The sequence below is a fragment of the Hymenobacter lucidus genome, from assembly GCF_020447265.1.
GTDB lineage: Bacteria > Bacteroidota > Bacteroidia > Cytophagales > Hymenobacteraceae > Hymenobacter > Hymenobacter lucidus.
Genome location: NZ_JAJADR010000001.1, coordinates 1605395 through 1626467, shown reverse-complemented (window position 1 = coordinate 1626467; position 21073 = coordinate 1605395). Strand labels below are relative to the sequence as shown.

The following is a 21073-nucleotide window of genomic DNA, read 5'->3' as shown; positions in this document are numbered from 1 at the left end:
CTACCCTACATTTTTCCCATGCTGAATAAACAAGAGTTCCGCAAATTTGCCGTCAAAGGACAGGGCCTCAGCGGTCTGGGCGTGGATCAGTACCTGAACCACGTGGAAGGCCAGGTGCGCTCGGGCATGATGCTGCCCACGGGTATGACCCGCTCGGTGATTGAGGAACGCCCCACGCGCTTCGCCGAAATCGACGTATTCTCCCGCCTCATCATGGACCGTATCGTGTTCCTGGGCACGCCGGTTGACGACTATATCGCCAACATCATCACCGCTCAGCTGCTCTTCCTGGAGTCGGCCGATGCCAAGAAGGACATTCTGCTCTACATCAACTCGCCCGGTGGCTCGGTATATGCCGGCCTAGGTATTTACGACACGATGCAGTACGTGGGTCCCGATGTGGCCACCATCTGCACCGGCTTGGCGGCCTCGATGGGCGCTGTGCTGCTAGCCGGTGGTGCCAAAGACAAACGCTCCGCCCTGCCCCACGCCCGCGTCATGATTCACCAGCCCTCGGGTGGTGCGCAGGGCCAGTCGACGGACATTGAAATCACGGCTCGTGAGATTCTCAAGCTGAAGAAAGAGCTGTACGACATTCTGGCCAAGCACAGCGGCAAAACCTACCAGGAAATCTACGACAACTCGGAGCGTGACTACTGGATGCGTGCCGACGAAGCCAAAGAGTACGGCCTGATTGACGAAGTGCTGGAAAAGAAGACGGCGTAAGCTGTTCTTGCTCCTTCAGAATGTCATGTCGAGCATTCTGCGTTTCAAGCAGAGACGAGACATCTCGCGTGCTGACGTCGCCAAAGTAATTTGATTACTACTGCACGCAAGATTCCTTAGCTGGGCCTCGGAATGACGTTCTATGTCAGCCTTGACAAACACTAAAAAGCCCGCTTTCGGTTGACAACCCGAGGGCGGGCTTTTGGTTCTTTTAAGTAGAGGCCCAACAGTTAGCAACTTTTTTTGCTGCGCTCGGCGTTTGCGTTTTCGTACCTTTGAGGTAGCCTTATTCCAAACGAGGCTTCCTACCTATCCTGAGAGTCCTAGCAATGGCAGATATAACGTGCTCCTTCTGCGGTAAGAGCAAAAAAGATGTCTCGGTCATGATTTCCGGCATCAACGCGCACATCTGTGAGCGGTGCGTGGGTCAGGCCCAGCAGATACTGAACGAGGAGAACAAGATCCGCTCGAACTCCAAGACGCCCAAGTTTAACCTGGTGAAACCCCGGGAAATGAAGGAATATCTGGACCAGTACGTGGTGGGCCAGGATGAGGCCAAAAAGGTAATGTCGGTGGCGGTATACAACCACTACAAGCGCCTGATGCAGCCCAAAACCGCTGGCAAGGACGAAGTGACGATTGAAAAGTCGAACATCATCATGGTGGGCGAAACCGGCACGGGCAAAACCTTCCTGGCCAAAATGCTGGCCAACATCCTGCAGGTGCCTTTCTGCATTGCCGACGCCACCGTGCTAACCGAGGCCGGCTACGTGGGCGAAGACGTGGAAAGCATCCTGACCCGCCTGTTGCAAGCCGCCGACTACAACGTGGAAGCCGCCGAGCGGGGCATCGTGTACATCGACGAGGTGGATAAAATTGCCCGCAAGAGCGACAACCCCAGCATCACGCGCGACGTGAGCGGCGAGGGTGTGCAGCAGGCCATGCTGAAGCTGCTCGAAGGCACCACAGTAAACGTGCCGCCCCACGGTGGCCGCAAGCACCCCGAGCAGAAGATGATTACGGTGAACACCGAGAATATCCTCTTCATCTGCGGTGGCGCATTCGTGGGTATCGACCGGATCATCAAGAGCCGCCTGAACACGAAGCCCATGGGCTTTGCCAAGACGCAGCTGTCGGAAAAAGTTGATACCAATAACTTCCTGCGCTACATCACGGCCGTGGATCTGAAGGCTTTTGGTTTGATTCCGGAGCTGATTGGCCGCCTACCAGTGCTTACCCACCTCAACCCACTCGACCACGCCACGCTGCGCAAAATCCTGACTGAGCCGAAAAACTCGATTGTGAAGCAGTATGGCCGCCTGTTTGAGATGGAAAACATCGAGCTAACCTTCACCGAGGAAGCCCTGGAGTATATTGTAGTGAAAGCCGACGAGTACCGCCTGGGTGCCCGTGGCCTGCGCAGCATCTGCGAGAGCATCATGACCGACGCCATGTTTGACATGCCCTCGGACACCGATGCTAAGGAGCTGATTATCGACTTGGACTACGCCCAGAGTAAGTTTGAGAAGTCGCCGCTGAAGCAGCTGCGTGCGGCCTAAATACGACTACGATTACAAGAGAAAAGCCCCGGCAGGATGTCCTGCCGGGGCTTTTCTCTTGTAATCGTAGTCGTAGAATTTACGGATTTCAATCTATCATCACCAAAGCCACTGGGCTCGGACGAGAATTTCTCTATTCCTACTTCTTTAAATAACCCACCATCAACTCTGCTGCTTTCTTGGCGGCGTTGTTGCGGCCCAGCTTTTCCTGCAGTTCAGCGTAGCCGGCCTTTTGCCGGGCAATGAAATCCTCATCCTGCAGCACCTTTTTGAGCTCCGTCACGAGGTTGCGGGAATTAAATTCGCCCTGGATGAGCTCCTTTACCACTTCCTTACCGGCAATAAGGTTGACCAACGAAATGTAGGGCACCTTGATAACAGCCTTGCCAATGGCATAGGAAACGGCACTGGTGCGGTAGCACACTACCTGGGGCACATTGAATAGGGCCGTTTCCAGCGTGGCAGTGCCGCTGGTGACCAGGGCGGCCTTGGCGTGGGTGAGAAGGTCGTAGGTTTGGTCGAAGACGATGCGGACGTTGTTGCGCTCGAAGTTGGCGTAGTAATTCCGGTCGAGGTTGGTAACGCCGGCAACAACGAACTGGTAATCCAGAAACGGCGGGATGATGGCCGTCATTTCGTAGAGCATCTCCTCAATTTCCTGCTTGCGGGAGCCGGGCAGCACCGCAATGATAGGCCGCTGAGGGTCGAGGTTGTTGCGCTGGTAGAAATCGGCGGAAGGTACATGCTCGGCAATGGCATCCACGGTAGGGTTGCCGATGTAATCTACCTTGTAGTCGAAGCGCTGGTAGAACTCGGCCTCGAAGGGCAGAATGACGAACATCTTGTCTACCAGGGCCTTCACCTGGTGCACGCGGCCCTGATTCCAGGCCCAGATTTTGGGTGAAATGTAGTAGAACACCTTGAAGCCCTGCTCTTTGGCAAACTTGGCCACCCGCATGTTGAAGCCGGCGTAATCCACCAGAATGACTACGTCGGGCTGGTAGGCCTGAATGTCGCGCTGGCACTCCTTGAGGTAGCCCCGGAACTTGAGGATGCTGGTAGCTGCTTCCCAGAAGCCCATAATGGCCATTTCCTGGTAGTGGTGCACGAGCGTGCCGCCCTGGGCCTGCATCATGTCGCCGCCCCAGCCGCGAAACTCGGCTTCGGGGTCCTGCTGGCGCAGCTCGCGCATGAGGTGGGAAGCGTGGAAGTCGCCGGAACGCTCACCAGCAATCAGGTAGTATTTCATTCAATTGAAATGCGGCTGATTAAAGCCTATCTGGAAATTATTACGTCATGCTGAGCGAAGCCGAAGCATCTCTACTGCACTGGTAATCAGAGTTACTTTGGCGGTAGAGATGCTTCGGCTTCGCTCAGCATGACACTACCAGGTTTGGCATTCTACTCCCCGTAGTATTCCACGAAATTGCGGGGAGTTTCGTAGAGCTTGATGCAGTGCAGCTTGGCTGTGGAGATTTTGGAAACCTCGCGGTTCAGGATTTCCCAGAATGCTACGACGAGGTTTTCGGTACTGGCCAGCTGGCCGGCCATGAAGGGTACGTCGAGGTTAAGGTTTTTGTGGTCGACCTGGTCCACAACATGCTCCCGGATGAGGGTGCTGAGCTGCTTAAGGTCGATGACGAAGCCGGTTTCCGGATCGGGCTGGCCTTTCACAGTTACGATGAGGTCGTAGTTGTGGCCGTGCCAGTTGGTGTTGGCACAGGGCCCAAACACTTCTTTATTGCGCTCCTCGGTCCAAGAAGGGTTATAGAGCTTGTGAGCGGCGTTGAAATGCTCCTGCCGGCTGACGTAAATCATTCGTTGCGGTACTGAGGTGTGGAAGGGGTGGCTGTTGCTTGTTGCTGGCTGATTGTTGAAAACGGTGGCTTTTGACCACTGAATGCCCCAACAACTCCCCGATTAAAGCGCCACGCGCTTTTTGCGCAGCAAATATACGAAGAACGGTACGCCGAATAAGGCCGTGATAAGGCCCACGGGCAAGCCGGCCGGCGGGTAGAGCAGACGGGCCAGCAAGTCGCAGCCCAGCAGGAAGTCGGCCCCGAGCAGAGCGCAGAACAGCAGATTGGCCCGGCCCGTAACGCCCAGCAGCCAGCGCGTGAGGTGGGGCACCATGAGGCCAACGAAGCCTACCGGCCCGCAAAGCGCTACCACACAGCCCGTAAGCGCGGCGGCCATGACCACCAGAATCCAGCGGGTGCGGGCCACGTGTACGCCCAGCGTTTGGGCCCGCTCTTCGCCCAGGAGCAGCACGTTGAGGTCTTTTTGCAGGAAAACCAGCAGCACCAGCGCCACCGCTACGGCCCCGGCCGGGTAGGGCAGCACGTCCCAACCGGCCCGCTCGAAGCTGCCCATGGCCCAGAACACCACCGTGCGCAGCTGGCCTTCGGAGCTGGACAGAAAAGACAGCAACCCGCCCAGCGCTGCCGTGAGCGAGCTGATGGCCACGCCCGAAAGCAGCAGCTGCCCCGGAATGAGTTGCCCGCGCTGACTGCCCAACGCCACCACGAGCAGCGTAGTGAGCAGCGCGCCGGCCAAGGCAGCCAGCGGTGGCAGGTAGATGCCGGCCACGGTGAGGTTAGTAAGCAGCGAAAAGCAGAGAATAGCCCCCAGCGAAGCACCCGAGGCCGTGCCCAGCAAATACGGGTCAGCCAGAGAATTATTGACCATGGCCTGCATTAGATAGCCGCTGAGGGCCAGCCCCGCACCAGCCAGCAGCGCCATAACGATGCGCGGCAGCCGCAGCTCGACCAACGCCAGCTGGGTCGGTTCCTGGGGATTGTAGTGCAGCAGCGTGCGGCCGATGAAGGCATAATCGGTGGCGAAGCTGCCGATGCGCAGGCCCAGCACAACCAGCACGGCCATCAGCACGAGGCTGGCCAGAATCCAGGGCGCGGCGTGGCGGCTCATGGGGTGCGCAGCAGGCGTTGCAGCTCCCGCACCGACTCGGCCACCCGCGGGCTGGGCCGTTCCATCAGGTCGCCAGTGATGCCGTAGACGCGGCGGGTCTGGTAGGCTTTTATCCGTTTTAGCTCGGGGTAGCTTTTGAAGAAGGTGCTATCCAGCTTGCCGAAGCTGCCACCGATGAGCACGTCGGGGTTAAGCTTCAGGATATACTCGCGGGTCAGGGCCGGGTAAGGCTGGGCGAAATGCTCGGTTACGGCGTTCTGGCCCCCAGCCAGGCGAATTCGGTCGGTGAAGAGCGTATTCTCGCCGTAGACATAAATCGGATCTTGCCAGGTAATGGCCAGTACGCGGGGCCGCACCGGGGCAGGTGCGACGCTTTGTTCCAGACTTTTCAACTCGGTGGCCAACGAATCAACCAGGTATTTGGCCTGCGGGGCGCGGCCGAGCAGGCGGCCCAGGTCGGTGAGGCCGCGCAGGATGTCGGTTACTTTCGAGTAGCGCTGGCAATACACCGGGATACCGAGCTTTTCGAGGCGGGCAATGTCATCGAGCGAAGTAATGCCTTCCACGGTAAACACTACATCGGGATGCAGGGCCACGAGGCCTTCCAGATCAAGCGGGTAGCTGCTGATGACAGGCTTGCGCAGGACCGCCTTCGGATAGTCGCACACCTGGGTGCGGGCCACGATGGTGGCCGTATCGGCCACGGCGTAGAGCATTTCCGTCATCGACGCAGCCAAAGACATAATGCGGCGCGGCCGGGCCGGAATAGTGAGCTGATGGCCAAGGTCGTCGGTGACCTGCTGCGGGGCGACAGTAACTGCCACCACCGATTTATCATTGGACTGGCAGCCGGCAACAAGCAGCAATGTGAGCAACAGCAGCACCGACAGCGGAAACGGGAAACGCATCATGGACCAAAGGTAGCAGCGGCGGCGGTTGTAGAGACGCATATTTGCGTCTCGTCGTTGCGGAGGCTGTTAGTCAGGGCCGGTGTAGTAGTAGTTGTTCAACGATAAGGCGCAAATATGCGTCTCTACACCAGGGCGGCACCCACGCGGCCCGCCGTTTTTCCCTACTTTTGGCCAAAATATCAGCTCTATGATTGTTGTCACCGGAGCGGCCGGCTTTATTGCCAGCTGCCTTGTTACCCGCCTGAATGCCGCCAATTTCAACGATATCGTGGTGGTGGATAATTTCGCCGTGGAGCGGAAACTGGCCAACCTGAAAGGCAAGCGCCTGCGCGAATACGTGGACCGCAATGAGTTTTTCGACTGGCTCGACAAAAACCACGAAGAGGTGGAATTCATTTTCCACCTTGGGGCCCGCACCGATACTACTGAGCAGGACAAGGCCATTTTCGACCTGCTCAACGTGGAGTATTCGCAGAAAATGTGGCGGGCCTGCTGCCAGTATCAATTGCCGCTGGTGTACGCCTCGTCGGCCGCTACTTACGGCTCAGGCACACTGGGCTACTCCGACGACGACGCATTGCTGCCCCTGCTGAAGCCCCTGAACCCCTACGGCGACTCGAAGAACGACTTCGACAACTGGGCCGTGCAGCAGGAAGAAAAGCCGTTTTTCTGGGCCGGGCTGAAGTTTTTCAACGTGTACGGGCCCAACGAATACCACAAGGGCCGCATGGCCTCGGTGATTCTGCACGCCTTCGAGCAGATCCGGCAGACGGGCTCCATGACGCTGTTCCGCTCCCACAACCCCGACTACGCCGACGGGGAGCAGCAGCGCGACTTCGTGTATGTGAAGGACTTGGTGGAAGTGTGCTTCTTCCTGATGCAGAACCGCCAGCACTCGGGCATCTACAACCTGGGCACTGGCGAGGCCCGCACCTTCCTGGACCTGACGCTCAACACCTTCAAAGCCCTGGACCGCCCTGCTGACATCCGCTTCCGCGACACGCCCGAGGACATTCGCGACACGTATCAATACTTTACCCAGGCCGATATGAGCAAGCTGCGCAGCATTGGCTACACGCTGCCCTTTACCCGGCTCGAAGACGGCATCGACGACTACGTGCGCAACTATCTGGTACCGGGTAAGTATCTGTAAACTGCCAATTGGAGCGAAGCTACCCTGTTTTTTCCGTCATTCCCGCCGCCCGGCCATATGTAGTTACGGCCGGGCGGCTTGTTTTTACCGGCTGGTATTTCGCGGTGAAATCCGGGCTTATTTTTCAGAACGGATTTTTTCGCGCATTTTCTCCCCGCATTCCGCTCCGCTCCTACCCCACAACCAGCCACGGTGTCAAGACGAACCATTACGATTCTGGGCGGAGGCTTCTCCGGCTCTATGCTACTGGTGCAGCTGGCCCGCCTGGCGGGTGGCCCCTACGCCTTGGATGTACACCTAGTAGAGCCGCGGGCCGTGCCGGGGCCGGGGCTGGCCTATTCGGCTCGGCGCAAAGAGTACCTGCTCAACGTGCGGGCACCGTTTCTGAGCGCCTTTCCGCAGGAGCCCAACCACTTCATTGAGTGGCTGCAAACCACCAAAGCTCCCGTGTGTGAAGGCGGTTTCTGCTCCCGGCAGACGTATGGCCGGTATCTGCAGCAACTCACCGAAAGCGTACTGGCCTGGCCCTCGGCCAACGGGATGCGCTTTTTCTGCCACCACCAGAAAGCCGTAACTGCCACGCTCGGGCCCGATGGCGCCACGGCTACGGTGCGCCTGGCCGATGGGCACGAAATCCGGAGTGAGCAGGTGGTGCTGGCGCTGGGCAACTTTCCACCGGCCCCGAATCTGACGCTGAGCCCGCACATAAGAGCCCACGCCGGCTACCACAGCAACCCCTGGGGCCCGACGGCGCTGCAGAATATTGCCCCTGACCACTCGGTGCTGCTCATCGGCTCGGGGCTGACGGCAGTGGACGTGCTACTGGGCCTGGCCGCCGATGGCCACCACGGCCCTGTGACGGTGGTAGCCCGCAATGGCCGCTGGCCCACGGTGCATGGTCCGCTGGGCCGTACTTACCCCAGCTTCTACGCTACCGAGCTGGCTGGCCTGAACACCGTGGCGGAAGTGGTGCGCGTGGTGCGGCAACATGTGCGGCAGGCCACCGCCCAGGGCCTCGATTGGCGGCCAGTTATTGATTCGCTACGGCCGGATCTGGGGCGCATCTGGCAAGCATGGCCCCTGACGGAGCAGGCCCGTTTTCTGCGGCACGTAGCCTCTATCTGGTCGGTGGTGCGGCACCGGAGCCCGCCCCAAAACACAGCGGCGGTGCAGACAATGCTGGACGCGGGCATTGTGCGGCTGCAATTGGGCAGGGTGCAGACCATTCGGGCTGTGGGGCCGGATATGGAGGTGACGCTGAGCCACCGGGGGCAGCAACAGGCCCTGAAGGTACAGCACGTTATTTCCTGCACCGGCCCGCTGCTCGATTACAGCCGCGTAACCGACCCGCTGGTGCAAAGCCTGCGCAATGCGGGTCACCTAGTGCCGGATGCTCTGCGGCTGGGCATTATAACGGATGCCAACGGGGCATTGCTCGATGCTCAAGGCCAGGCGTCTCCCGTATTTTTTACCCTAGGACCCAGCCGGCGGCCGGCATATTTTGAGTCGACGGCTGTGCCCGAGCTGCGGCAGCAGGCGGTAGAACTGGCCGAGATGCTGGGCCGGCAGGCAGCAGGCGCAGAGCAGGCTACCGGGTAAAGGGAATAGGCAGACAGCAAAACAGCCGGCCGCGGTAGCGCAGCCGGCTGTTTTTATAGTCGTAATACAGGTAGCAGACTTAAGCAGCCTGTTCCCGTTGGGTCAACTCTGACTGCTCGGAGGCGGCGTAAAAAGGCAGCACGGTGGCCGGCTTAGCTTCGCCCGCCATGGCGCGGGTATCGTCGGCGTGCCGGCGCAGGGCGCGCATGAGCAGATACTTGTATTTTTCCGCGTCGGCCAGAGCCTGCTCAATGGCCTGTACCGCATCGGCGTAGGCCACTACGGGCTGCAGCTCGCGACGGGGGCGGCGGGCTTCAAATACGTGATTATCTAGGTATTCGGCGGGGTTTTTCATCGTTTCGGGCAGCTTTATAATCGTGGTTCTCTTGGCTGCAGAAATAACAAAACCCTGGCCTGTATCATTCCCAAAATACTTGGCAATTACTAGATTATTACCATAATTTACGACCTGATTTGCAGCACGATTTTGCCAAATTGCTGGCCCTGCTCCATACGGCGCATGGCCGCTTCGCCCTCGGCCAGCGGGAACACCTGATCCACAGCCGGCACCAGTTGGTGCTGCTCGAAAAAGCTAACCATGGCGGCAAAGTCCTGCTCGGTGCCCATCGTGGAGCCCAGAATCGAAAGCTGCTTCCAGAATACCTTGGCTGGCGGCAGCTGCGGAATAGCGCCCAACGTGCCCCCGTAAAACACGATGCGCCCCCCGGGCGCGGCAGCATCCAGCAGGGCCTCGAAACCGGCTCCCGCCGCGCTGTCGATGATAACGTCGAAAGGCCCACCGGCCTGCTTTATCAGCTCCGGAGCCCACTTTTCTGCCTTGTAGTCGGCTCCGCCTTTGGCCCCCAGTTCCCGGGCCCGCGCCAGCTTATCGGCCGAGCCGGACGTGACCCAGACTTCGGCCCCGATGGCAACGGCCATTTGCAGGGCTAGCAGCGCCACGCCGCCCCCGATACCGGTGATGAGCACCCGCTCGCCGGGCTGCAGCCGGGCCCGGGTGAAGGCCGCCCGGTAGGCCGTGACGCCCCCCAGCGGCAGCGCCGCCGCCTGTTCGAACGACAGGTAAGCTGGCAGCGCGTGTACGTAGCGGGCTTCTACGCTCACATATTCAGCAAAGGTACCCTGGTGGGGCAGCCCCAGAATGGTGAAGCTGCGGGCCTGGGCGTTGGGGTTGTCGCCCCAGTTGTGGCCGGGATTAATCAGCACCGGCTGGCCGAGCAGGGCTGCATCGGCACCCTCACCAATAGCCGTAACGATGCCGGCCCCATCGGAGCCCAGGATACAGGGAAACTGCAGGCCGGCATATTGGCCCTTCTGAATCCAAACGTCGCGGTGGTTGAGGGCCGCCGCGTGCAGTTGCACCAGTACCTGGCCGGGGCCGGGTGTGGGCGTGGGTATTTCCTGAAGGCGGAGCGGCTCGTGGATGCCGTTGAGTTGGAGAGCTTGCATGGAGGGAATTGGAAGTAGAAGAGAGCGGAGAACATGAAAAAGCCACCGGCGGCACACAGCCGGTGGCAAAAATAGCGGCAGTCAATTAGAAATACGGAGCCGGTGCCAGCAGCGGGGCCAGAAATCAGGCCAGGAAACGCTGCCGTAGCTCGGGCGTGGGCAGCATGCAGGCTTCACTCTGGCCAAACCACCGGTAGCGGTTCCGGGCCACGAAGCGGTAGGCAGCGTCGCGCAGAAACCTGGGCAGCAAAATAAACGCGTAGAGCAGCTGCCAGCCGCTGCCCAGCTGCCGCGCAATGTGCAGTACGGCCGTAGAGTGGGTAAAAACTCGTTTTTCGTGCACCAGCATTACGGTCTCGGGGCCCGCGGCGCCCAGCACGATGTTATGCTCGGCCAGCAATGCCTGCCCGGCCGCCGACTGCAGGGAAGCAAACCGAAAATGGCCAGTAGTGTCGCGCTGAATAACGAATTGCACAAACCCGTTACAGAGGTTGCAGACGCCGTCAAAGAGAATAGTGGCGGATGGAGCAGACATGATATGTACGTTTGAACCCGAGTGATAGTGAACAACAACGTAACTGAGCAAAAGTAAGCCACTGCCAAATACTGCCGGCAGCCTGGGCTGCTAAATGACTTCTGCCTGATTTCTTGCTTTCTGGCAGCAGGCCCATAGGCTGGTGGAGCCTTATACCACCCGTATTTATCCAGGAAATTACGTATTTATTCCTATCAAAAAGTGTAGTTACAGCTTCATAATCAACCGTATAGCAAGGGCACATTTGATATTCCTTCTTCCCCAAACCCAATTACTATGTCTAAATCCCAAATAACCATGCTGGCCGTTTTCTGTGGGAGTATGCTAACCCTGGCTTCCTGCGGCGATAATAACGGCAGCGGTACGGCCGAAAATGGCGGTGGCTCCAGTCTGGCAACTGAAAAGGCCACCAGCACCAATGATGAGGCAATGAGTTCGGACACCAGCGGTATGAGTAGCAGCGCGGCGGATTCTGCCGGCAGCATGAGCACACCCTCCGGCGGTACTACATCCAGCCAATAGCATTTCGGCGGGAGGATGCCGGCATAGCACACTGCCTTTGGCAGTGATGTCCGGGCAATGTGACTCGGGCCCTGCGCTACTGGTTTACCGATGCGCGGGTAAACAGGCTCTTCCTGACTTTGCTTTTCCTTTTCACTTCCACTCCAATCATCCTACTTCCTATGAAAAAGAACAAGTTAGCTCCCTGGACCCTGCTGCTGACAGCAGCTCTCTTTGGCAGCAATCTGGCCATGACTGGCTGCAACGCCAGCAAAAGTGGCACCGGCAGTACCGGCAGCTCCACCAGCGGTTCTACTAGTGGCTCGATGAGTACCGACATGAACAGCAGCTCGACCAGCGGTTCTACCAGTGGCTCGATGAGCACAGACATGAACAGCACCACCAGCGGTACTACCACTTCGGGCACGACGACCTCCGGTACTACTACTAGTGGCACGACAACCTATGGCTCTACTTCGGGTTCCACATCCGGCTCTACTTCGGGCTCCACGTCCGGCTCAATGACTAGTGGCTCTACCTCGGGCTCGATGACCAGCGGCACCACTTCCGGCACCTATGGTACTACGTCGGGTAGCACCACGACCAGTGGTTCCACCACAACTGCGGGCTCCACCACAACTTCTGGCTCTACTTCCGGCTCGATGACCAGCGGCTCTACGTCGGGCTCTACGTCGGGTAGTACCTCGGGCTCCACGTCCGGCTCTACTTCGGGCAGCACCACGAGCTCTACCTCCGGACGCTCTACCAGCGGCACTACCAGTGGCCGCACTACTTCCGGCCGTACCACCAGCGGCACTACTTCCGGCCGCACCACTAGCGGTACTACCTCCGGCCGCACCACCACGGGCACCACTACCTCGGGCAGCACGTCGGGCAGCACAACCCGCTAGTGGCTATCCGCGTCTAACCCAGGCCCCACTGCGTAAGGGCGAAAAGGCTTGCTTCCGGATCCGGAGCAGGTTTTTTCGCCTTTTCTGTTTCACTTTCAACCCCGGCGCGGGAATCTATGCCCCCACTTCTTGCTCTGCTCCGCCGTCCGTTTGTTCTCGATTTGCGCGCCCTGGCCCTCATGCGTATGGGCGTAGCGGCTGTTATTCTGCTCGATATCGGAATTCGGGCTACCGACCTGGAAGCGCACTACTCCAATATGGGCGTGCTGCCGCTGCACGTGCTGTATCAGTATTGCTGGACGCCCTACCAGGTTTCGTTGCACGCGGCCAGCGGCTTGTGGCAAGTGCAGGCCGTTCTTTTTCTGCTCGAAGCCCTGGCCGCTGCCGCCCTGCTGGTGGGCTACCACACCCGGCTGGCTACGCTCGGCACCTGGCTGCTGCTGGTATCGGTGCAGAACCGCAACCCGCTCATCGGGCAGGGTGGCGACGATTTGCTGCGTATGCTGTTGTTCTGGGCCTTGTTTCTGCCCTGGGGCCGCCTGTATTCCGTAGATGCCCGCGGCCAGGAGCCACCCGCTAAGTTGACGTATTTCAGCGCCGCCACCGTGGCCTACATCGTCCAGATTGCGCTGGTGTACTGGTGCACGGCCCTGTTGAAAAGCGCCCCGGAATGGACCACCGAAGGCACGGCCATCTACTACGCGCTCAGCCTCGACCAAGTGACACTGCCGGCTGGTAAGCTGCTCTACCCCTACGGTACGTTGCTGCACTGGCTCACCTTTGCCACTTACTACACCGAACTGTTGCTGCCGTTTGTGCTCTTTATTCCTTTTCGGGTTACGTGGTGGCGGCTGCTGTTTGTGGGCGTGATGTACACCTTTCACCTCGGCATCAGCGTCACGCTGTTCGTAGGGCTGTTTTTCCTGATCAACATGGCCTCGGTGCTAGCCCTCCTGCCCCCGGTGGCCATGAACTGGCTGGATAAGCGCCTGGCCCTGGGCCGGCAGCGGCTGGAGCCACGGTTTGAGGCGCGTTTTGCCCGACTCCAGCCCCACTTGAGCCGCCTGCGGGTGCCGGTACGGGTACACTTTGAGCACAGCTTTGCCATTACGGAGCGCACCCGGCAGCTGCTGCATGGCCTGCGCAACACGGTGGTAGCGGTGCTGCTGGGCTACGTATGCTGGTGGAACTTAGACAGCGTAAACCAACCCTCGCTGTATATGTCGCAGCCGCTGCGCTGGTTTGGCTACCTCTTTCGCGTCGACCAACACTGGAGCATGTTTGCGCCGGCCGTTTTCAAGGACGACGGCTGGTTTATTCTGGACGGTACTACCACCCAGGGCCAGCACTTCGACCTAAACCGTGACGGCCAGCCGACGAACTACGCCAAGCCTGCTTCAGTGGTGGCGCTGTTCAAAAATGACCGGTGGCGCAAATACACCGAGAACTACTTGTTCGTGAACAACGAATACATGCGGCCTTACTACTGCAACTACCTGCTGCGCATCTGGCATGAAAACCCAGCTAACCCGCCGCTGCAACGACTGGAAGTTGTTTACATGAAGGAAGTTTCCCAACCCAACTACCAGGTTGCCAAGCCAGTGCGCGAAGTGCTGTGTGCCTGTGAGCCGGAACGCCCCGCTGCTCCTGCCCCGGCGGCCGTGGCCGACACGCTCCGATAAGCTCTGGCATCTTTATCCTACTGCTGACAAATGCGTAAGCAGCAAATGCTTCCCAGCGGTTTTTGACCGCGACGCTTCGATTCTATTCTTCCACTCCAACCCCACCTCAACCGTATGCTAAACACTGCAAACCGCGCCAATACGCCCGCGCTTCAGGCTGTAGTGCCTGGAGTCTGGGGGCTGCGCAACGTTTTTGTGAACCTGTACTTCGTGCGCGACACCTCCTCCCCGCTTGAGCCCTGGGTGCTGGTGGATGCGGGCCTGCCGGGCTCGGCGGCTAAGATCAAACAAAACGCCGAGACGATTTTTGGGGCCAACAATCCGCCCTCGGCCATTATTCTCACCCACGGCCATTTCGACCACGTCGGGGCGCTGCACACCCTGGCCGAAGAGTGGGATATACCCGTGTATGCCCACCCGCTGGAGCTGCCTTACCTCACCGGTCGCTCGTCGTATCCGCCGCCAGACCCCACAGTGGGAGGTGGCGCCATGGCGGCTATGTCGTTTCTGTACCCCAAAAAGCCCATCGACCTGGGCTCCCGCGTGCAGCCGCTGCCTATTAACGGCACGGTGCCGTTTCTGTCGGAATGGCGCTGGGTGCACACGCCGGGCCACACGCCGGGCCACGTCTCCTTTTTCCGCGAATATGACCGGACCCTGCTCAGCGGCGACGCTTTCGTGACGGTGAAGCAGGAATCAGGCTCGGAGGTGTGGGAGCAGCGCCAGGAAGTGCACGGGCCGCCCGCCTACTTCACCCCCGACTGGCCCCAGGCCCGGGCCTCGGTAGAAAAGCTGGCCGCCCTCGAACCCCAGATTGCCGCCACCGGCCACGGCATTCCGATGCACGGTGAAGAACTGCGCCGACAGTTGCACGAGCTAGCTGCGCACTTCGACCAGCAGGCCGTGCCCGCGCAGGGCCGCTATGTAGGCCACCCGGCCGTAGCCGACGAAACCGGCGTAATATCGGTGCCACCGCCCACGGAAAGCCCGCTGCCGAAGTGGGTTATCGGCGCGGCCCTGGTAGGCGGAATCGGGTACTTGCTGCTGCGCGACAAAAAGCAGTTTGCCCACCGAAGCCACCACCAGCACTCGGAACGCTACGCCCGCCGCCACCGCGACTCCTACGAGTTCTGATAACCGCAACTCAGGCTAATTTTTCAGCCTTCGTGCAGAACGGGAGCAGTACAGCCAATCGGCCGTGCTGCTCCCGTATTAGTTTCAGCCGCTTAACCAGGAAGCAGGTCGCAGTACCAGAAGCCAGCTTCGCCCGTGCCGCCAGGAGCCGGGTAGGTGCGGCGCACGGTTTCGCCCCGCGTAAAGGCAATGGGCTGGCCGAAATAAGGTGCTTCGAACACGAAGCTGTGGTACTCGCCGTTTTCGCCGCAGGGGTCGACGCCGGAGGGCAAGTCGCGTAGGAAATCCTCGTCGAGCAGGCGGCCGCAGAAGCTTTTATCGAGCAGCTGCTCATTCACGCACACTACTACAGCCCGGAAGCCCAGGGCTAGGTATTCGCGCAGAATATCAGGGCTGGTGCGCTGCCACAGCGGAAATATGGCCTGCATACCCACTCTGGCCAGCTGCTCTTCGCGGTAGCGGCGCAGGTCTTCCAGAAAAATATCCCCGAAAATGGAATGCCGGATGCCCTGGGCCTGCAGCGGGGCCAGTGTGGCGCGCATCTGCTGCTCATACTCGGCCATATCGGGGCTTTCGGGCAGTTCCAGCCTGGTCAGGGGCAGGCCAAGCTGCCGGGCCTGCTCCTCAAGCAGCGCCACCCGCACGCCGTGCATCGACACGCGCTGGTAATGGCTGTTTACGCTGGTGAGCAGGTGCTGCACGGCGTAGCGGGGGTCGCGCAGAGCGTGGTAGAGCGCCAGGGCCGAGTCTTTGCCCCCGCTCCAGTTCATCAGAGCTGGAATAGACATGACGACAAAGCTACGGGTTCGGCGCAGGTAGCCGGAGCATAGTTGCCGATGTTGGTGCAAATGGCCAGTTGGCGGCGCAATACTTCGGCTGTTGCGGGTCGGTTTTGCGTATAGGAGCTTCCAACGCTATTCCATCTTCCAAACACCCGAAATATGAAACTGACCCAACGCTTTGTGCTGGCGGCTGCGCTGAGCACCGCGGCGGCCCTCTCCACCGCCTGCGACCGGGACCGGACGCCCGGTCAAGATCACCAGAACGTCAACGACTTCTCGACGGCCCCACCCGCCCGCACCATCGAAACCGATATGGACAGCGTGAACAACCAACAGAACGTGCAGCCCCCGACCGGCGAAGGCTCGGCTCCTGACCAGATGCAGTCGGCCGATAAAGGGCAGGCAGCAGCGCCGGGCGGCAGCAATGCTACGTCTACCCAAACGGCATCGGGCCAGGCTGCTTCCGTGGATAAAGCCTCGACAAATAATACTTCAGGCTCTACAACCTCTGGCACTACGGGCACAACAGGTGGCTCAACTACGGGCTCTACTACCCAGAACCAGTAGTCAGCAGTCCTCTGCATTAATGCAAAAGCCCCGTTGCCAGTTGGCAGCGGGGCTTTTTTGTGCGTAGTAGCTGCTACTAAAACAGCGACTTGTAGCCCGGGTGGTAAGACGGCTTGGTAGGCAGGTGGCGCGGTACGTAGGCGTCGCGGCGGGGCGCACGGCCGGGCGTATGGCCCGCTATCCGGCTGCTGCTCAATACTGTGGCATCTTCGAGCAGTGCCCATACTGTATCGGGCAGCTCAGTTTGCTTGCCCAACTCTTTGCGCAGGTAAAAGCTGCCGTAGGTGCCTGCTACAGCCGCCAGGCCGCCTAGCAGGCTGCCCCCGAGCCAACTGCGACGCTTGGCCTTGTACACCATGCCGCCCATTAGGGCACCCGACAGAATGCGGCCCAGCAGCACGGGTGGAGCAATCCGGTCGGGAGTACCGGGCAGCTTATCGGCCACTATTTCACCAGCGGCCAGCACCTTCAGGCTCGTGGCTGCCGCCCCCGACTGCAGCAGCCGGAAAGGCGAAGCAGCAATGGCCTCGGAGCGGTGCTTAGAAAAGGAGTGGCTCAGAAAGGCCAGCGGGGCCATGCTGCGCATACCGGCCAGCGTGCCCAGGCTCAGGGTTTGCCAAAAAGGAGTTGCCATAAACAGAATAGAGTAGAAATGTGAGGCGAAAGAAGGAGCTTTTTAAACGCAGCCCACGGTCGGGCGTTGACTTCTGCCCCACATTGCTGCCCTATTTCGGCTGGGGCCCCTGCCCGGGGCGGGCGTAGGCAAACGAAGCCAGCGGAGTAGCCTCATGGTAGCCATCGAGTCCGGAAATACAGACGGCCCCGGCGCGCTGCAAATCAAGGGTGCCGTCGGCATTCAGCACTTCCTGGGGCAGATAGATATGCTCGACGGTGCCTACCAGCAGCACCGTACCATTATGAATCGGTAGCTCCTCGCGCAGACGCAAACCTAGCCCAATACGGCTTTCGGCCACGTAGGGCGCGGGAAAATCGTCGCGGTAGGCGGGCGTGAAGCCACACTGCTCAAACTCGGATTCGTCGGGGCCAAAGTCGGCGGAGGTGTAGTGGGCGGCGGCCACGAAGTCGTGGTGCACGTGGTTGATGGTGTAGCAGCCCGTTGCCTTGATGTTCTGGTAGGAGTGGCGCGGCACGGTGGCCGGGCGCGTCACGATGCCGAGCACGGCCGGCGCCGAGCCCAGGTGAATGACGGAGCTAAAGATGGCCAGGTTGGTAGCACCAGCCGCCGAGGCCGTGCCGATGAGGTTGGCGGGCTTGTAGCCGGTAATGGAGTTGATCAGGTTTAGGCGGTAAATCTTGTCGAGGTCGGCAATGTCGGCGGCGGTGAGGTGGCGCATAAGCAGGGGGCTGGGTGTGGTGCAATGACCGGCCGAGAGGCTTTTTGTTCAGTTCACCGCCGGAAAACAACCGGCCAGCAGCCCAAACCGTTGGCTTCCGCACCTACGCGCCACTACCCAAAGCCACGGAAGCGGCTGGCGACCAAAAAAAGGGGAGCCGTAGCGGCTCCCCTTTCTCGTAACGGCTGTTACCGTATTTCTACTTCTCGCCAAATGCCCAGTCGTCCATCTTGCGCTCCAGCACCGAGAGCGGCATTACGCCATCCTTCAGCAATTCATCGTGGAAGTGGCTCAGGTTGAAATGCTCCCCATTCTGGCGCGGATACTTTTCGCGCAACTTGCCGGCGGCGCCGGCGGCCAGCTGCTTCTGGTACTTCTCGCGCAGCTCCCGAATCTTGAGGGCGCCGATTTTGTAGCTCAGCGCCTGGCCCGGAATAGCCATGTACCGCTCAATTTCGGCCGTAGCGCCCTGCTCATTGATGGCCTCGTTGTCCATCATATACTTGATAGCCTGCTCCCGGGTCATGTTTTTGGTGTGCATACCCACATCCACTACGAGACGAATAGCGCGGTGAATTTCGTCGCCTAGCGCGCCCATGTACTGATAAGGGTCGGAATAGAGGCCCAGCTCTTTGCCCAAACTTTCGGTATACAGCGCCCAGCCCTCACCCATGGCACCGTACCAGGCAAAGCGACGGAATTTGGGCAGCTGCTCATTTTCCTGCTGCAACGACACCTGGTAGTGGTGGCCCGGAATGGCCTCGTGCAGAAACAGCGACTCCATGCCCGAAGTCGTGTTGAAGGTGGTGGCATCCAGAATCGGGATGTAGAAAATGCCGGGGCGCGAGCCGTCGGGCGTGCCCTGGTTGTATTCGGCCGAGGCCGAAGCGGCCCGGAACGCCTCGGTCTGGTGAATCTCGAAGCCGGTTTTGGGCGTGCGCCCAAACATCTTTTTCAGGTTCGGGTCAATCTTGGCCTGAATGGCGTGGAAGGCCGCCAGCACTTCGGCCGGCGTCTTGTAGGGCATGAATTTCTTATCGGTTTTCAGGTACTGGAAGAAGGCCGGCAGGTCGCCCTTAAAGCCCGTCTGGGTTTTCACCCGCTCCATTTCCGACCGGATACGCTTCACTTCGGCTAGGCCAGTCTGGTATATTTCCTCCGGCGTCTTGTCGGTTGTCGTCCAGTATTTCACCAGAAACTTGTACTGGGCCGCGCCGTTGGGCAAGGCGCTGATGCCGGTGCTGGGGCGGGCTTTGGGCAGATATTCAGTTTCGAGGAAGTCAGCCAGCTTCTGGTACGTTGGCGACAATTCCTTGAGAATAGCTTCCTGGTAGGCCGAGGAAATCCGCTTCCGGTCGGCGGTGCTGAACTCCTTCGGAAACTCGTTGACGGGGCCGTAGAACAGCGACTTGGCGGCATCGGTTACCACCAGGCCCCGCATCTGCGGAATCATCTTTTCCACCAGCGTTTTGGGCAGCACCACGTCGGCTTTCATGCCCTGGCGGAAGTTGCTGATGGCCGAATCGGCCCAGGCCGGAAAGCCGTGCACGCGACCCAGCCAGTTGTCGTAGTCCTGCGGGGTTTTGAATGGTTGCGCACCCGAGCCCGAGCCAAACTGCCCGAGCGAAATGGGTAGCCCGCCAAACTGGCTGAAGGGAATCATCCAGTTGCCGGGGTAGTCGCCGCCCACCACAATGCCCAGCTTGAGGCCGTCGAGCCGCGTTTGCAGGTCGTACTGGAAGATGTCGTAGCTGATCTTGTCGTTTTCGGACAGCGTGGCGCGGTCGAACTTAGCGAGCTGGGTGAGGTAGCGCTGGTAGAACTCCTGCAAGCCGGTGCGGAAGGCCTTGGTCTGGTCGTTGGGCAGTTGGTCGTTGTAGCGGTTGTCGCCCTGGGCCGTGGCCTGCAGCGGAAACAGTTTGGCCTGCTCTTCCCAGTAGTTGGTAAACAAAGTAGGCAGGTCTTTCACGTCGGCGGTACCGGTTTCCGTGGTCGAGTTGTTGTCGGCGGTTTTCTGCTGGTTGCAGGCCGCCAGCAGCGCACAGGCGAGCAGGCCGCCCAGGGCAAGTTTTTTCATTCGGAATGAATGTGGAGTGGTTGGGGTGGGAAGGTAAAGCGTTTGGCCCAAAAAGACGCAACCGTGCCCCGAAAGCTGCGGCCGGGCAGTTGGTTCGGCTGTCATCCTGAGCAACGCGCAGGACCTTCCTCGCCTACCCCACTGCGGCTTGTATCAACGTGATAAGGCCCTTTACTGCTCGCGTGGTAAAGAGCTTTGTCGCGTTGAATAACAATTATCACTCAGGTGAGGTAGGTCCTTCGCTGCACTCAGGATGACAGACGGAGGAAATACTCGAACGACAGACGTGGGGAAATAACAGCTACGGGAAACCCCAAAGCCATTTGTCAGTTATAGAACCCAATCATTCATCACAACCAAGTACGCTATGGAATCAATAGCCGGAAAGAATGCCCTGGTTACGGGCGCGGGCAAGGGAATCGGACGGGCCGTGGCACTGGCCCTGGCCGCTGAAGGCGTGAGCGTGGCCCTGCTGGCCCGCAACGAAAGCCAGCTGCAGGAAGTAGCCCGCGAAATTGAGGCCTTGGGCGGCAAAGCCGTGGTAGTAGCCGCCGACGTAGCCGACCGCGCCGCCGTAGAAGCCGCCGTAGCGCAGGCCCTCACCGGCCTGGGCAGCATCGACATTCTGATCAACAACGCCGGCATCGGCACCTTTGCCAAGCTCGTGGACATGGACCCGGCCGAGTGGGAGCATATTATTCAGGTAAACCTGCTGGGCACCTACTACACCACCCGCGCGGTGCTGCCCCAGATGCTGGAGCGCCAGAGCGGCGACATTATCAACATTGCCTCCACGGCCGGCCAGCGCGGCGCGGCCACGACCAGTGCCTACAGCGCCTCCAAATTCGCCATTCTGGGCCTCACCGAGTCGTTGATGCAGGAGGTGCGCAAGCAGAACATCCGAGTATCGGCCCTCACGCCCAGCACCGTGGCTACCGAGCTGGCCATCAGCAACAACCTCACCGACGGCAACCCCGACAAGGTGATGCAGCCCGACGACCTGGCCGAGTTCATCGTTTCCCAGCTCAAGCTCAACCGCCGCATCTTCATCAAGGAAGCCGGCATGTGGAGCACCAACCCATAGTGACCGTAGCGCGAACTTTATAGTTCGCGTGGCTAAACCACAATCGTTGGAACGGCTCTAACGGCGCGGACCACGCGAACTACAAAGTTTGCGCTACTAAAA

General features: G+C 59.7%; 21 protein-coding genes. 10 read left to right on the top strand and 11 right to left on the bottom strand.

Translation table 11 applies throughout. From position 1 onward, the window contains the following. Positions 1-18 precede the first annotated feature (18 nt). Positions 19-726, top strand: coding sequence for a ClpP family protease (locus LGH74_RS06860; protein WP_262904531.1), 708 nt, complete (start codon positions 19-21; stop codon positions 724-726). 329 nt (positions 727-1055) lie between these two features. Next, a complete protein-coding gene (gene clpX, locus LGH74_RS06855) occupies positions 1056-2285 on the top strand; it encodes an ATP-dependent Clp protease ATP-binding subunit ClpX (protein WP_226173688.1) in 1230 nt (409 codons plus the stop codon). A gap of 139 nt (positions 2286-2424) precedes the next feature. On the opposite strand, the gene lpxB is transcribed toward clpX, so the two are convergent. From lpxB to LGH74_RS06835, 4 genes are all read right to left on the bottom strand, one after another. Then, positions 2425-3534: a lipid-A-disaccharide synthase gene (lpxB, locus tag LGH74_RS06850; RefSeq protein ID WP_226173686.1), complete on the bottom strand. Its 1110-nt coding sequence runs from the start codon at positions 3532-3534 to the stop codon at positions 2425-2427. Positions 3535-3686: 152 nt separating this feature from the next. After that, positions 3687-4103: a 6-pyruvoyl trahydropterin synthase family protein gene (locus tag LGH74_RS06845; protein WP_226173684.1), complete on the bottom strand. Its 417-nt coding sequence runs from the start codon at positions 4101-4103 to the stop codon at positions 3687-3689. 102 nt (positions 4104-4205) lie between these two features. Further along, positions 4206-5213 (bottom strand): FecCD family ABC transporter permease, encoded by a 1008-nt coding sequence (locus tag LGH74_RS06840; protein WP_226173682.1) that lies wholly within the window; start codon positions 5211-5213, stop codon positions 4206-4208. Then, a complete protein-coding gene (locus LGH74_RS06835; RefSeq protein WP_226173680.1) occupies positions 5210-6124 on the bottom strand; it encodes an ABC transporter substrate-binding protein in 915 nt (304 codons plus the stop codon). Before LGH74_RS06835 ends, LGH74_RS06840 begins: the two co-directional genes overlap by 4 nt. A gap of 187 nt (positions 6125-6311) precedes the next feature. Here LGH74_RS06835 and rfaD point away from each other — a divergent pair, with 187 nt between their 5' ends. Both rfaD and LGH74_RS06825 read left to right on the top strand, forming a co-directional pair. Next, entirely contained in the window at positions 6312-7277 is a 966-nt protein-coding gene (gene rfaD, locus LGH74_RS06830) for an ADP-glyceromanno-heptose 6-epimerase (RefSeq protein ID WP_226173678.1), read from the top strand. Positions 7278-7469: 192 nt separating this feature from the next. Continuing rightward, positions 7470-8876: an FAD/NAD(P)-binding protein gene (locus LGH74_RS06825; protein WP_226173676.1), complete on the top strand. Its 1407-nt coding sequence runs from the start codon at positions 7470-7472 to the stop codon at positions 8874-8876. A gap of 79 nt (positions 8877-8955) precedes the next feature. Here LGH74_RS06825 and LGH74_RS06820 read toward each other — a convergent pair whose 3' ends face one another. From LGH74_RS06820 to LGH74_RS06810, 3 genes are all read right to left on the bottom strand, one after another. Beyond that, positions 8956-9231 carry a hypothetical protein gene (locus LGH74_RS06820; protein ID WP_226173674.1) on the bottom strand — a complete coding sequence of 92 codons (276 nt, stop codon included), beginning with the start codon at positions 9229-9231 and terminating at the stop codon, positions 8956-8958. A gap of 107 nt (positions 9232-9338) precedes the next feature. Beyond that, positions 9339-10343, bottom strand: a complete 1005-nt coding sequence (locus LGH74_RS06815; protein ID WP_226173672.1) for a zinc-binding dehydrogenase — start codon at positions 10341-10343, stop codon at positions 9339-9341. A 124-nt stretch (positions 10344-10467) separates the two neighbouring features. Next, entirely contained in the window at positions 10468-10878 is a 411-nt protein-coding gene (locus LGH74_RS06810) for a thiol-disulfide oxidoreductase DCC family protein (protein ID WP_226173670.1), read from the bottom strand. Positions 10879-11154: 276 nt separating this feature from the next. On the opposite strand from LGH74_RS06810, the gene LGH74_RS06805 reads away from it, so the two are divergent. The 4 genes from LGH74_RS06805 (at position 11155) to LGH74_RS06790 (ending at position 15106) form a co-directional block, all read left to right on the top strand. Next, positions 11155-11400, top strand: a complete 246-nt coding sequence (locus tag LGH74_RS06805; protein ID WP_226173668.1) for a hypothetical protein — start codon at positions 11155-11157, stop codon at positions 11398-11400. Between the two features lie 161 nt (positions 11401-11561). After that, positions 11562-12290: a hypothetical protein gene (locus LGH74_RS06800; protein WP_226173659.1), complete on the top strand. Its 729-nt coding sequence runs from the start codon at positions 11562-11564 to the stop codon at positions 12288-12290. Positions 12291-12406: 116 nt separating this feature from the next. Then, positions 12407-13972, top strand: coding sequence for an HTTM domain-containing protein (locus LGH74_RS06795; protein ID WP_226173657.1), 1566 nt, complete (start codon positions 12407-12409; stop codon positions 13970-13972). Positions 13973-14086: 114 nt separating this feature from the next. Beyond that, positions 14087-15106 carry an MBL fold metallo-hydrolase gene (locus LGH74_RS06790; RefSeq protein WP_226173655.1) on the top strand — a complete coding sequence of 340 codons (1020 nt, stop codon included), beginning with the start codon at positions 14087-14089 and terminating at the stop codon, positions 15104-15106. Positions 15107-15198: 92 nt separating this feature from the next. On the opposite strand, the gene LGH74_RS06785 is transcribed toward LGH74_RS06790, so the two are convergent. Further along, positions 15199-15894: a Dph6-related ATP pyrophosphatase gene (locus LGH74_RS06785; RefSeq protein WP_226173653.1), complete on the bottom strand. Its 696-nt coding sequence runs from the start codon at positions 15892-15894 to the stop codon at positions 15199-15201. A 153-nt stretch (positions 15895-16047) separates the two neighbouring features. Between LGH74_RS06785 and LGH74_RS06780 the strand changes: the two genes are divergently transcribed. Continuing rightward, positions 16048-16455, top strand: a complete 408-nt coding sequence (locus LGH74_RS06780; RefSeq protein WP_226173651.1) for a hypothetical protein — start codon at positions 16048-16050, stop codon at positions 16453-16455. A 76-nt stretch (positions 16456-16531) separates the two neighbouring features. On the opposite strand, the gene LGH74_RS06775 is transcribed toward LGH74_RS06780, so the two are convergent. The 3 genes from LGH74_RS06775 to LGH74_RS06765 all read right to left on the bottom strand — a co-directional run bounded on the left by LGH74_RS06775 (position 16532) and on the right by LGH74_RS06765 (position 19887). Continuing rightward, entirely contained in the window at positions 16532-17089 is a 558-nt protein-coding gene (locus LGH74_RS06775; RefSeq protein WP_226173650.1) for a DUF4126 family protein, read from the bottom strand. Positions 17090-17180: 91 nt separating this feature from the next. Continuing rightward, positions 17181-17810 carry a flavin reductase family protein gene (locus tag LGH74_RS06770; protein ID WP_226173648.1) on the bottom strand — a complete coding sequence of 210 codons (630 nt, stop codon included), beginning with the start codon at positions 17808-17810 and terminating at the stop codon, positions 17181-17183. Between the two features lie 199 nt (positions 17811-18009). Then, on the bottom strand, positions 18010-19887 hold the full coding sequence (locus LGH74_RS06765; RefSeq protein ID WP_226173646.1) for a DUF885 domain-containing protein: 1878 nt from the start codon (positions 19885-19887) through the stop codon (positions 18010-18012). Between the two features lie 367 nt (positions 19888-20254). Between LGH74_RS06765 and LGH74_RS06760 the strand changes: the two genes are divergently transcribed. After that, positions 20255-20971, top strand: a complete 717-nt coding sequence (locus LGH74_RS06760) for a 3-ketoacyl-ACP reductase (protein WP_226173640.1) — start codon at positions 20255-20257, stop codon at positions 20969-20971. Positions 20972-21073 lie beyond the last annotated feature (102 nt).